Origin of the sequence: Martinezella paranaensis, assembly GCF_014200235.1 — a bacterium.
Lineage (GTDB): Bacteria > Pseudomonadota > Alphaproteobacteria > Rhizobiales > Rhizobiaceae > Rhizobium > Rhizobium paranaense.
The window spans coordinates 187,679-201,123 of the sequence record NZ_JACHBI010000004.1; the positions used below are offsets into that span (position 1 = coordinate 187,679).

Here is a 13,445-nt window from a genome sequence, read left to right on the forward strand (position 1 = left end):
CTGCAAGCTAAAGTCGCGCCTGTATCGCACCGGCAGATCATTGAAGCCGGAGCTGTGAAGGAAGGTGTGTTGATGGCTCGGACATTTCGGGTCCTGATGTCGATAGCAGTGATTGGCGCCGTGGCCTATGGCGCCTATGTGACGCGTGAGCGCTGGCTTGGCAGCGCCGAGCGTCTGCTCGGCTATCAGAGCGCGGCTGCGCCCGGCGAGCAGGCCCAGGGCGAACGCCGTGGCAATCAGGGTCAGGGTTTTGGTCAAGGCGGCGGACGGCGGCGTGGCAGCCTTTCGCAATTCACTGGCCCGGTCCCGGTGCTGGCGGCGGATGCAAAATCCACCGATGTGCCCGTCTATATCGACGGTGTCGGCTCGGTGAAGGCGCTGAACACGGTGACGGTGCGCGCCCAGGTCAGCGGCAAGATCGTCGAAATCGGTTTCGAGGAAGGCCAGGATATCAAGAAGGGCGACGTCATCGCCCGCATCGACGATGCCGTCTATAAGGCCCAGCTCGACCAGGCCATCGCCAAGAAGGCGCAGGACGAGGCCTTGCTGGCTGGTGCGAAACGCGATCTCGAGCGTTTTCAGCGCATGGTGGCGACCGCTTCGGGTACCCAGCAGCAGGTCGATACCTCGACATCCCTGGTGGCGCAATATACGGCGCAGATCCAGTCCGACCAGGCAGCCATCGAAAGCGCGCAGGCGACGCTCGACTATACGACGATCGAGGCGCCGATCGACGGGCGCACCGGCATCCGCAATGTCGATGTCGGCAATCTCGTCAGCTCGTCGGATGCGACGGGCATCGTGACGCTGTCGCAGATCAAGCCGATTTCCGTCCTGTTCTCCATTCCGCAGCAGCAGCTTGCCCGCGTTAACGCAGCGAGCGCGACGGGGGCACTTTCCGTCCAGGCGATCGCGAGCAACGGCCAGACGGTGATCGACAACGGCACGCTGGCGGTGGTCGACAACCAGGTCGATCCGACCACGGGTACGGTGAAGCTGAAAGCCAATTTCCCGAACGACAAGCTGGCGCTGTGGCCGGGCGCCTTCGTCAACGCTCGCCTGCTCGTCGAGACGCTGAAGGGTGTGACGGTCATTCCGACCGCCGCCGTGCAGCGCGGCCCGAACGGCACCTTTGTCTATATCGTCCGGCAGGATCAAACGGTTGCCATGAAGCCGGTAACAGTGCGCCAGCAGGACGATGTGCAGGCTGTCATCGCCGATGGTCTAGCCCCCGGCGACAAGGTGGTGACGACGGGCTTTGCCCGGCTGCAGGACGGTTCGAAAGTGCAGATTTCCGCCGGAGCCGGCGCGGCTGCACCGGCCGCAACGCCGCCCGCGGTCGATGGCCAGCCGGTTGCCGAAAACGCAGCTCAACCCAATCAGGCTCAAACTGACGGCAATACGGCCAGCGATGGCCAGCGTCCGCATCGCCAGCACAATGGCCAGGGCGGTAGTGGGGGCCAGAACGGTAATGGCGGCCAGGGTGCCGGCAACGGTGGCCACCGCAGGCACAATGCGGACGGTGCCGGCGGCAATGACGCCAATACCAACGGTAATACAGGCGGGGGCGACGCCGCTTCCACCAATCCATCCGCTACGTCAACGCAACAGCAATGAACGTCTCGTCGCTCTTCATCTCCAGGCCGGTTGCCACCTCGCTTCTCGGGGTCGCGGTGCTGCTGGGCGGCATTCTCGGCTACCTCTTCCTGCCGGTGGCGCCGCTGCCGCAGGTGGATTTTCCGACGATCCGGGTGACGACGCAATTGCCAGGTGCCGATCCCGATACGATGGCGGCATTGGTGACCGCGCCGCTGGAACGGCCGCTCGGGCAGATCCCGTCGCTGGCGTCGATGACCTCGTCGAGCGCCTTCGGCATCAGCCAGATCACGCTGCAATTCGATCTCGGCCGCGATATCGATGGCGCGGCTCAGGACGTTCAGGCGGCAATCAATGCCGCCGGTTCGACATTGCCGCGCACGCTGCCCTATCCGCCGACCTACTCGAAGGTGAACCCGGCCGATACGCCGATCGTCACGCTGGCATTGCGCTCCAATAGCTATTCGATCCGCGAACTCAGCGATTTCGCCGATACGATGATGGCGCAGCGGCTGAGCGAAGTCACAGGGGTCGGCGACGTCAACATTCAGGGCGGCGTCAAGCCGGCAATCCGCATCCAGGCCGACCTTCCACGGCTTGCCTCCTACGGCCTGGCACTGGAGGATCTGCGCACAGCAATTACCAATGCCAGTGTTGCCGGCGCCAAAGGGGCGCTCGACGGTACGCAGCAGAGCTTCACGCTCGCCGCCAACGACCAGATCGTCGATCCCAACATCTATAAATCCGTCATTGTCGCCTATCGCAACAACGCGCCGGTCCAGTTGAAGGACGTCGCCACCGTTGTCGAAGGGCTGGAAAACAATCGCGTCGGCGCTTGGTATCAGGGCCAGCCAGCGGTTATCCTCGACATCATGCGTCAGCCGGGCGCCAACGTCATTCAGACGGTCGAGAGCGTGCTGCAGCAGCTTCCGCGACTAAAGCAGGCGCTGCCGGCCGGTATCTCGCTCGACATCGTCAACGACCGGACCGAGACGATCCGCGCTTCGATCCATGACGTGCAATGGACGCTCGTCGTCAGTATCGGCCTGGTCATCCTCGTTGTTCTCCTGTTCCTGCGAACGGTGACGGCGACCTTCATCGCCGGCGTAGCCTTGCCGCTGTCGCTGATCGCGACTTTCGGTGTCATGTGGTTTGCCGGCTTCAGCCTCGACAATCTATCGCTGATGGCGCTGACGATCGGTACCGGCTTCGTCGTCGACGACGCCATCGTGATGATCGAGAACATCGCCCGCCACATCGAGGAGGGCGAGAAACCGATGCAGGCGGCGCTGAAGGGCGCCGGCGAAATCGGCTTCACCATCATCTCGCTGACTTTCTCGCTGATCGCCGTCTTCATCCCGCTGCTGTTCATGACCGGCATCGTCGGGCGCATGTTCCGCGAGTTTGCGTTGACGCTAACCATCGCTGTGGTGGTGTCGGCGGTGATCTCGCTGACATTGACGCCGATGATGTGCGCCCGCATCCTGCGCAAGCCGAAAGAGCATCGCGGCGGTTTGCTGGCGGGTACCGATCGCGGCATGGGACGGTTGATCGAGGGCTATCGCCGCAGCCTCGTCTGGGTGGTGGACCGCAGCGCCTTGATGCTGCTGGTCACGGTGGTGACGCTTGCCGCTACGATCGCGCTTTACATCGTCATTCCCAAGGGCTTCCTGCCGGCGCAGGATACAGGCCTGATCACCGCCGTCGTCGAGACGGAGCCCACCACTTCCTTCGAAGCGATGAAACAGACGCAGGAGACTGTGGCTGAGCGGCTGCGCAAAGACCCTGACGTAACCGGTATCGTCTCGGTCGTCGGCACCAGCGCCAGCAACCTGACGTCCAACACCGGCAATCTCAGCCTCATATTGAAGCCCAGGGGCCAGCGCGCGGCGTCGGCAGCCGAAATCATCGACCGCATGCGTGGTGAAGTGGTCGATCTGCCGGGCATCCACGTTACCTTCCAGAGCGTGCGTGGCATCTCGATCAGTACGCGTGTCAGCCGCGCACCCTATCAGTATACGCTAACCGGCACGGACACCGCGACCGTGGTGGAGTGGGCTGAGAAACTGGCGCAGCGGCTGCAGGAGAGCCCGAAGCTGATCGACGTCGCCTCGGAGGTCGAGATGGGCGGCGGCCGCATCTTCGTCAATGTCGACCGCGAAACCGCCTCTCGACTGGGTGTGTCGATGCAGGCCGTCAGCGACACGCTGAACGATGCATTCGGCCAGCGCCAGATCGCCACGATCTACGGTCAGGCCAATCAATACCGCGTCATCCTCGAGGCCGCACCGCAATATCAATCCGACCCGAAATCGCTCGACAAGCTCTATGTCGCAGGCGCCGGCGACACGCAGGTGCCGCTCAACGCCTTTACGACAGCTTCGTTCATGACGGCGCCGCTGGTCATCAGCCATGACGAACAGTTTCCGGCCGTGACCCTCAGTTTCGATCTCGCCAAGGGCGCGTCGCTCAGCGAGGCCGTTACCGAAGTCCAGGCGGCGGAACGCGATATCGGCATGCCAAATACGATTCAGCGCAACTATTCCGGCGATGCGGAGGAGTTCGCCTCGTCGCTTGCAGGTGAGCCCTGGCTGATCCTCGCCGCTGTCGTGACGATCTATATCGTTCTCGGCCTGCTTTACGAGAGCGCGGTGCATCCGGTGACGATCCTGTCGACCTTGCCGTCGGCGGGCGTCGGTGCGCTGCTGGCGCTGATGCTGTTCGGACAGGACCTGTCGATCATCGCGCTCATCGGCATCGTGCTGCTGATGGGTATCGTCAAGAAGAACGCGATCATGATGATCGACTTCGCGCTGGAGGCCGAACGCAAGGAGGGGCTGGCGCCGCGCGAGGCTATACTGAAAGCCTCGATCCTGCGCTTCCGCCCGATCATGATGACGACGCTCGCGGCCCTCTTCGGCGCCCTGCCATTGGCGCTGGCGCAAGGCACCGGAGCGGAGCTGCGCATCCCTCTCGGCATCACCATCATCGGCGGCCTGGTGCTGTCCCAGCTTCTGACGCTCTATACGACGCCGGTGATCTACCTCGCTTTCGAAAACCTGCGAGCCCGGATCGTCGGACGGCCGACCGGCACGCCGGCTCAGGAACTGGACGAAGTTGCGGGTGGCGGGACATGAATCTCTCCGAGCCGTTCATCAAACGTCCTGTCGGGACGACGCTTCTGGCGATCGGGTTGATGATCCTCGGCATCGTTTCCTACCGCTTCCTGCCGGTGGCGAGCCTGCCGACCGTCGATCTGCCGACGATCGTCGTTTCCGCCAGCCGTCCCGGCGCCGACCCCGCCAGCATGGCGGCAAGCGTCGCAGCGCCCCTTGAGCGACATCTCGGCACCATCGCCGGCATCACGCAGTTGACCTCGGTCAGCTCACTTGGATCGAGCAGCATCGTCGCACAATTCGATCTGTCGCGCAGTGTCGATGGCGCGGCGCAGGATGTGCAGGCTGCGCTGAACGCGGCCGCGACCGATCTGCCCGGCGATCTACCGACCTTGCCCTCCTTCCGCAAGATCAACCCGGCCGCAGCACCTGTGCTGATCCTGGCGCTGACATCGGACAATGTATCGCCGAGCGCCATCTACGACGCGGCCGATACCGTGGTGGTGCAGCGCATCTCGCAGGTGGACGGCGTCGGCGGCGTCACCGTCAGCGGCGCCGATCAGCCGGCCGTGCGCGTGAGGCTCGATCCCGATAGGCTCTCCGCCATGGGCCTGTCGCTGGACAGCATCCGTACGGCAATCGTCAATGCCAATGTGCTCGGCCCTATAGGCTCGATCGACGGCAACAGCGCTGCCTTCTCCATTTCCATGAATGGTCAGTTACGGACCCCTGAGGCTTATGGCCGGATCATCGTACAAAGCGGCGACGGCACGGCCGTTCGCCTTTCCGATGTCGCCACGGTCGAGCCGGGCGTGCGCAACAGCCGCTCGGATGCCTGGTATGACGGCAAACCGGCCGTGCTGCTCAACATCACCAAGGAAGCGGACGCCAACGTCATTGCCACGGTTGATGGCGTCAAGGCGCTGATCCCCGAATTGCAGAGCCTCATCCCGTCCGGTGTCCGCATCGCGGTTCTCTCCGACCGCACCACAACGATCCATGCCAGCGTCACCGACATGCAATGGACGCTGCTCGCCACCATCTGCCTGGTCATGGCTGTGGTCTTCGTTTTCCTGCGGCGCGCAACAACCACCTTCGCGGCCGGGGTCACCGTGCCATTGTCGCTCTGCGGCACCTTCGCCGCCATGTGGCTCTTCGGACTGTCGATCGACAATCTGTCGCTGATGGCGCTTGCCGTTTCCGTCGGCTTCGTCGTCGACGATGCCATCGTGATGATCGAGAACATCTACGCCAATCTCGAAATCGGCATGAAGCCGATGCGGGCCGCACTCGAAGGCGCGAAACAGATCGGCTTCACGGTCGTTTCGATCAGCCTCTCCTTGCTTGCCGCCTTTATTCCGCTGTTCTTCATGGGCGGCATCGTCGGCCGTTTCTTCCAGACGTTCTCGCTGACGCTCGGCTTCACCATCGTGGTCTCGACCTTGGTGTCCTTGACGCTGACGCCGATGATCTGCGGCCACCGGCTGCGGGCGCGCGATATGGAAGCCCGACCGGGTTTGTTCGGCCGGATCGTCGAAGGGACGCTCGGCGCAATCACCAATTTCTATGGCCGGACGCTGAAGGCGGTGCTGCATCATCGCGTGCTCTCCGTCCTCGTCATCCTCGCCTGCGTCGTCATGTCCGGCTATCTCTATGTCAAGGTGCCGAAAGGCTTCATTCCGCAGGACGATACAGGCTACATCCAGGGCGGCACGGAGGCGGCAACCGATATTTCCTATCCCGCCATGGCCAAGTTGCAGCAACAGGCGGCCGATATGGTCGGCAGGGATCCGGCCGTCTCCGGTGTCGGCTCTTCCGTGGGTGGTGGTGGCTTTTCGAGTTCGATCAATCGCGGGCAATTGTTCATTTCGCTGAAACCCGAATCGGAACGCGTTTCGACCGCCGAGGTGATCGACCGGCTGCGTAAGCAACTGATGGCCATTCCCGGTCTCAGCACCTTCCTGTTTTCGCCGGGCGATATCCGCGCTGGCGGGCGCCAATCGCAGTCGCAATATCAATTCACGCTCTGGGGTGCGAACTACGACGAGCTGGTGGATTGGGCGCCGAAAGTGCTCGCTCGCATGCAGAAGCTGCCAGGGCTAACCGATGTCGCCACCGACCGGCAGCCGAACGGCTTGCAGGCGACGGTCAACATCAACCGCGCCGAAGCCTCGCGGCTCGGCGTCAGTATCCAGTCGATCGACGCAGCGCTCAACAATGCTTTTGCGCAGCGGCAAGTTTCGACCATCTATACCCAGCGCAATCAATATCGCGTCGTGCTGGAGGCCGATCCCAGCTACGCCCGCGATCCCAACGATATCTCCAAGCTCTATGTGCCGGCGTCGGGCGGCATTCAGATTCCGCTCAGTGCCGTGGCGTCGGTCGAGCGGACCCTGGCGCCGCTGGTGGTCAATCACCAGGGGCAATATCCCTCCGTGACCATCTCCTACAATCTGGCGCTCAATACGACGCTTGAAGCAGCAAACGATGCCATCCAACAGGCGGTGCTGCAAATGCATCTGCCGGATACGCTGCATGCGGATTTTGCCGGCGATGCGGCCAGCATCACGCAATCTTCGAGCAGCCAGCCACTGTTGCTTCTGGCGGCGTTGCTCACGGTCTATATCGTTCTCGGGATCCTCTACGAGAGCCTGGCGCATCCGCTGACAATCATCTCGACGCTGCCCTCAGCCGGTCTCGGCGCTCTGCTGGCGCTGGTCATCAGCGGCACGGAACTGACGATCATCGCCTTCATCGGCATCATTCTCTTGATAGGCATCGTCAAGAAGAACGGTATCATGATGGTGGATTTCGCGTTGCAGGGCGAACGCATGTTAGGCCTGCCGTCGGACGAGGCAATCTACGAAGCCTGCCTGAAACGCTTCCGTCCGATCCTGATGACCACGCTCGCCGCCCTGATGGGCGCCATCCCGCTGATCATCGCCACCGGCCCCGGCGCAGAACTCCGCCGTCCCCTCGGCATCACCATCGTCGGCGGCCTGATCGTATCGCAGGTCCTGACGCTCTACACGACGCCGATCATCTACCTGATGCTAGCCAAACTGCACAGTAGGTGGTCGACGAAGCAGCAAGTAGAGACGCCGATATCTTCGACGTCTTGAGTGGGCGGTTCGGGAATGTGCGAATGTCAGGCGCCGCGCTCAATCACGATCTTCAGCGCATTGCGGTTGCTGTCCCAATAGGGCAGCGCTTTTTCGGCCTCTTCAAACGGAAAGACCTTCGAGATCAGCGCGTCGGCCTTGTCGCCGATTTTCTCAAGATGGCTGATGACGTTTTGGAAATCGCGCATCAGGGCGTTGCGGGAACCCATGATGTCGAGTTCCTTCAGGTTGAAGAACTGCGTCTGGTAGGTGACCGGCGCCTTGGAATAGCCGACATAAACGACGCGGCCGCCGAAGCATGCGAGATCGATGGCCTGGGTGAAGGTCGCGGGCAGGCCGACGGCCTCGAAGGCAATATCCACGCCGTCATCGCCTGTCAGTTCGCTGATCTTGGCGACAACATCCTCGCTGCCGGCATCGATCGCCTCGACGGCGCCGAATTGCCGGGCGAGCGCGCGTTTTTCCTCGCTAAGATCGACGGCAATGACCTCGGCGCCGCGGGCGACGGCGGCGATCAGGACGCCCATGCCGATCATGCCGCAGCCAAGGACGACGACGCGCTCGCCTTTTGCTACGCGCCCGCGTTCGACAGCGTGAAAGCCGACCGATAGCGGCTCGACCAGTGCCAGGTGGCGCGGCGGCAGCGTATCGTTGAGGATCAGTTTTTCAGCCGGCAGCACGATCTCTTCAGCCAAACCGCCATCCTGTTGCACGCCGAGAGTCTTGTTGTAGCGGCAGGCGTTGAGGCGGCCCTTGCGGCAGGAGGTGCACTCTCCGCAATTGGTATAGGGCATGACGATGACGCGGCGGCCGGGCGCATAGGCGGGATCGACACCAGGGCCGACGGCAAGGATCTCGCCGCCGATTTCATGGCCGGGAATGCGCGGCAGCTTCACCAGCGGGTTGAGGCCCTTGAAGGTGTTGAGATCGCTGCCGCAGAGGCCGATGTGCCGCACACCGACACGGACCTGGCCGGCGCCGAGCGACGCTTCCGCGACGTCGTGGAAGCGCGTCACGTTTTCCGCCTCGATCATCAAAGCCTTGATCACAGCATTCTCCTCCCATAAGCCGCATGCAGGTGACGCTTGTTAGTGCGCCGTGTCCGGAGTTGGCTCCGATGCCGCGGTCGTCGGCCGCTTCCCACCCTTGAAGATGCGACGCACCGATACGAAGAGCAAGGGGATGAAGAAGATGCCGAGCACGGTCGCCGAGATCATGCCGCCCATGACGCCGATACCGATCGAATTCTGGCTGCCGGAACCCGCGCCGTTAGCGATCGCCAGCGGCATCACACCGAGGATGAAGGCGAGCGAGGTCATCAGGATCGGTCGGAGGCGCTGACGGGCTGCTTCCAACGTCGCCGGGATCAGATCCTTGCCGTTCGCCTGCTGCTCGATCGCGAATTCGACGATCAGGATGGCGTTTTTCGCCGCCAGACCGATGGTCGTCAGCAGGCCCACCTTGAAATAGACGTCGTTCGACTGGCCGAAAATGGTGGCGGCGAGAAGGGCGCCGAAGATGCCGATCGGCACCGAAAGCATGACGGCAAGCGGGATCGACCAGCTTTCATAGAGGGCCGCCAGCGCCAGGAAGACCACCAGGATGGAGATGGCATAGAGCTGGGTCGCCTGGTTGCCGGAAAGCTTTTCCTGGGCTGACAGGCTGGTCCATTCGTGGCTGAAGCCCGGCGGCAGAGACGCCATGATCTGGTCGATCTGGTTCATGGCGACGCCGGACGAGACGCCGGGAGCGGCAGCGCCCTGAATTTCGACGGCGGAGGAACCATTGTAGCGTTCGAGACGTGGCGAGCCATAGGTCCATTCGCCCTTCGAGAAGGCGGAGAAGGGCACCATGGCGCCATCGGAATTGCGCACATACCAGCGGCCGAAATCCTCGGGCTGCATGCGGAACTTCTTATCCGCCTGGACATAGACCTTCTTGACGCGGCCACGATCGATGAAGTCGTTGACATAGGTGCCGCCCCAAGCGGTCGACAGCGTCGTGTCGATGTCGGAGAGCGTGATGTTCATCGCGCTCGCCTTCTCCTGATCGATGTTCAGGGAATATTGCGGCGTGTCTTCCTGGCCATTGGGACGCGTGCCGAAGAGCAGCGGGCTTTTCGCGGCGGCGCCGAGCAACTGGTTGCGGGCGGCGATCAGCGCGGCATGGCCGGAGCCGTTGATGTCCTTGATGAAGAAGTCGAAGCCGCTAGAGCTGCCGAAGCCGGGAATGGCGGGCGGCGCGAGTGCAAAGACGCTGCCGTCCTTGATCTTCGAGAAGGCGCCCATGGCACGGCCGGCGATCGCTTGCGCCTTCGATTGCGGCGTCTTTCGCTCGGCAAAGTCCTTCAACCGGACGAAAACGATGCCGACATTCTGGCCCTGACCGCTGAAGCCGAAACCGGCGACAGCGAATGCGCCTTCGACATAGTCTTTCTCGTTGTTGAGATAATAGTCCTTCACCTGGTTGAGCACGGCCCAGGTGCGGGATTCCGTGGCGCCAGGCGGAAGCTGGATCGCGGTCAGGAGGATGCCCTGATCCTCATCCGGCAGGAACGAGCTTGGCAGGCGGTTGAACAGATAGCCGACGGCGCCGCCGATCAACACGAACAACAGCAGGAAGACGGCCGCGCGGCGGATCATGCCGTGAATGCCGCTTTGGTATCGAAGCGTTGCGCGTTCGAAATTGCGGTTGAACCAGCCGAAGGCGCCACGTTGCTTGGAACCGTGCTCGGGCTTCTTGAGAATGGTGGCGCAGAGTGCCGGCGTGAGGATCAGCGCGACAATGACCGACAGGACCATCGCTGAGACGATCGTCACCGAGAACTGACGGTAGATGACGCCGACGGAGCCCGAGAAGAAGGCCATCGGGATGAACACGGCAGAGAGAACCGTCGCGATGCCGATCAGCGCGCCGGTGATTTCCTGCATCGATTTGATCGTCGCCTCGCGTGGCGAAAGCCCCTCTTCCTCCATCACGCGCTCGACGTTTTCGACGACGACGATCGCGTCGTCGACCAAGAGGCCGATCGCCAGCACCATGCCGAACATCGTCAATGTGTTGATCGAATAGCCGAACAGCGACAGCACGCCGAAGGTGCCGAGCAGCACGACCGGAACGGCGAGCGTCGGGATCAAGGTGGCGCGAATGTTCTGCAGGAAGACGAACATGACGATGAAGACGAGCACGATGGCTTCGAACAGCGTCTTGACCACATCTTCGATCGATAGCTTGACGAAGGGCGTCGTGTCGTAGGGATAGACGATTTCGACATTCGGCGGCAGGGTCTGCCTCAGGCTGTCGATGGTCGATCTCACGGCTTCTGCGGTATTGATGGCATTGGCGCCGGACGCGAGCATGACGGCGAGACCGGCCGAGGGATGGCCGTTATAGGTGCTCGACGTGTTGTAGCTTTCTGCTCCGAGCTCGACCGTCGCGACATCGTTGAGGCGGACCAGCGAGCCGTTGGACTGGCTCTTCAGGATGATGTTGTTGAACTGTTCGGGCGTCTGCAGGCGGCTCTTGGCCGTAACCGTCGCGTTGAGCTGCTGGCCCTTGCGCTGCGGCAGCGCACCGAGCTGGCCGGCCGAGACCTGCGAATTCTGCGACTGGATCGCGCTGGTGACGTCGCTGACCATCAACTGGTATTTGGCCAGCTTATCCGGATCGACCCAAATGCGCATGGCATAACCGGCGCCGAAGATCTGCGTGTTGCCAACGCCTTCGATGCGCTTCAGCGTGTCATTCAGCGTGCTGGAAACATAGTCGGCAAGGTCGTTGGAATTCAGCTTGCCGTCTTTCGACACGAAGCCCACGACCATCAGGAAGTTCGATGTCGACTTGGAAACGGTGATACCCGTCGACTGCACCGTTTGCGGCAATTGCGCCGTGACGAGCTGCAGCTTGTTCTGCACCTGCATCTGCGCCACGTCGGAATCGGCCTTGTTGGTGAAGGTCAGCGAAATGGATGCCTGGCCCGTCGAGGTCGACGTCGACGTCATGTAGTCGAGATTGTCGATACCGGTCATGCCCTGCTCGATGACCTTGGTCACCGAATTTTCGACGGTTGCGGCATCGGCGCCGGGATAGGTCGCGTTGATGCTGACCGTCGTCGGGGCGATCTGCGGATATTGCGAGATCGACAAGGTGAAGATCGACAGCGCCCCCGCCAGCATGATGACGATGGCGATGACCCAGGCAAAGATCGGCCGGTCGATGAAAAAGCGCGACATCGCTTACCTCACTTCTGAGCGCCGGAGGCGGGCTGGGGATCGGTCTTTTCCAGCTTGGCCTGTTCGGCGGGCTCCCCGGCGACCTGCTTCACTTCGCCGGTCGCGTCGTCGATCGTGACAGCGGCGACATTGACCTCCTGGCCGTCCCGGACGCGCTGGCTGCCTTCCACGACCAGGCGGTCACCATCGGCCATGCCTTCATTTACCAGCCAGCTATTGCCGACACTTCTTTGCACCTTCAGCACACGCTGCTGCACCTTGTTGTCGGCGGTCACGAACATCGCCGTCGGTTCGCCCTTGGTGTTGCGGAAGACTGCACGCTGCGGCAGGAGATAGCTGTTTTCCGCGATGGCTTCCTCGATGCTGGCGCGAACATACATGCCGGGCAGCAATACGCGTTCCGGATTGGGGAAGACCGCGCGCACGGTGATCGTTCCGACGGTCTCGGCGACAGAGGCCTCCGAAAATTGGAGTTTACCGGTTTCCTTGTACTCGGAACCGTCTTCCAGCGTCAGGTGGACGGAGACGTTGTCGCCACTGGTCTTCAATCGGCCTTCCGCAATGGCGCGGCGGAACTCAAGCAGGTTGGTGCTCGACTGCGTGACGTCGACATTGATCGGATCGAGTTGGCGGATCGTGGTCAGCGCCGTCGTCTGGTCGGCGGTGACGAGCGCGCCGACGGTGACCGTCGAGGCATCGACGCGGCCGCCGATCGGTGCGCGCAATTTCGTATAGTCGAGATTGATGCGTGCAGTCTCGAGCGCGGCCTTGGCCGAGGCGACATCGGCCTGCGCCTGGACCAGGGTCGCCTGCGCAGTGTCGTAATCCTGCTGGCTGACGGCGTTCTGGGCACTCAAGCCCTTGTAACGGTCCATCTTGGCCTGCGCACTCGGTATGGCGCCTTCCGCCTTCTGCAGAGCGGCGGCGGCGCTGTCAAAGGCGGCCTGATAGGTGGCGGGGTCGATTTCGTAGAGCACGTCGCCCGCCTTGACTTCGCTGCCTTCCTTGAAATTACGGCTGCGAATGATGCCGCCGACCTGCGGCCTCACTTCGGCAATCAGATAGGCGCTGGTGCGGCCGGGCAGCTCGGCGGTGATCGCAACCGATTGCGGATGCAGCGTCATGGCGCTGACTTCGGTCTTGACGGCCGGTGCATTGTTTTGAGCAGCCTTCTGCTCATTGCAGCCCGCCAGCAGCAACGTGGCGGCGACCCCGGCTGCGATCAGTGAGATCCGCGAGGCTAGGAGGCGTTCGGATGTCGCCGGACGTATGAATACACGGGTAGAAGAGGCGAGCTTTCCCACGTTGCTATTTCCCATCGTCTTAATTACAGTACCAATTAGTACGGAAAATATTTCTACCGCTGTAAATGTCAATCT

At 62.2% G+C, this 13,445-nt stretch carries 6 protein-coding genes; 3 read left to right on the plus strand and 3 right to left on the minus strand.

What is annotated here, in order from left to right; all coding sequences use genetic code 11:
• Positions 1–72: 72 nt before the first annotated feature.
• From GGD50_RS12155 to GGD50_RS12165, 3 genes are read left to right on the plus strand one after another with little or no spacing between them, the layout of a single operon-like run.
• Positions 73–1,617 (plus strand): efflux RND transporter periplasmic adaptor subunit, encoded by a 1,545-nt coding sequence (locus GGD50_RS12155; protein WP_107109724.1) that lies wholly within the window; start codon positions 73–75, stop codon positions 1,615–1,617.
• On the plus strand, positions 1,614–4,733 hold the full coding sequence (locus tag GGD50_RS12160) for an efflux RND transporter permease subunit (RefSeq protein ID WP_107109723.1): 3,120 nt from the start codon (positions 1,614–1,616) through the stop codon (positions 4,731–4,733). The genes GGD50_RS12155 and GGD50_RS12160 overlap by 4 nt, the downstream gene beginning before the upstream one ends.
• The gene (locus tag GGD50_RS12165) at positions 4,730–7,834 is read left to right on the plus strand and encodes an efflux RND transporter permease subunit (protein ID WP_107109722.1); all 3,105 of its coding nucleotides are present in this window, start codon (positions 4,730–4,732) and stop codon (positions 7,832–7,834) included. Before GGD50_RS12160 ends, GGD50_RS12165 begins: the two co-directional genes overlap by 4 nt.
• A gap of 26 nt (positions 7,835–7,860) precedes the next feature.
• Here GGD50_RS12165 and GGD50_RS12170 read toward each other — a convergent pair whose 3' ends face one another.
• The 3 genes from GGD50_RS12170 to GGD50_RS12180 are packed head-to-tail and all read right to left on the minus strand — an operon-like array spanning position 7,861 to position 13,370.
• Entirely contained in the window at positions 7,861–8,883 is a 1,023-nt protein-coding gene (locus GGD50_RS12170; RefSeq protein ID WP_107109721.1) for a zinc-binding alcohol dehydrogenase family protein, read from the minus strand.
• Positions 8,884–8,922: 39 nt separating this feature from the next.
• Positions 8,923–12,066, minus strand: coding sequence for an efflux RND transporter permease subunit (locus GGD50_RS12175; protein WP_107109720.1), 3,144 nt, complete (start codon positions 12,064–12,066; stop codon positions 8,923–8,925).
• An 8-nt stretch (positions 12,067–12,074) separates the two neighbouring features.
• Positions 12,075–13,370 (minus strand): efflux RND transporter periplasmic adaptor subunit, encoded by a 1,296-nt coding sequence (locus tag GGD50_RS12180; RefSeq protein WP_245407525.1) that lies wholly within the window; start codon positions 13,368–13,370, stop codon positions 12,075–12,077.
• Between the last annotated feature and the right edge of the window lie 75 nt (positions 13,371–13,445).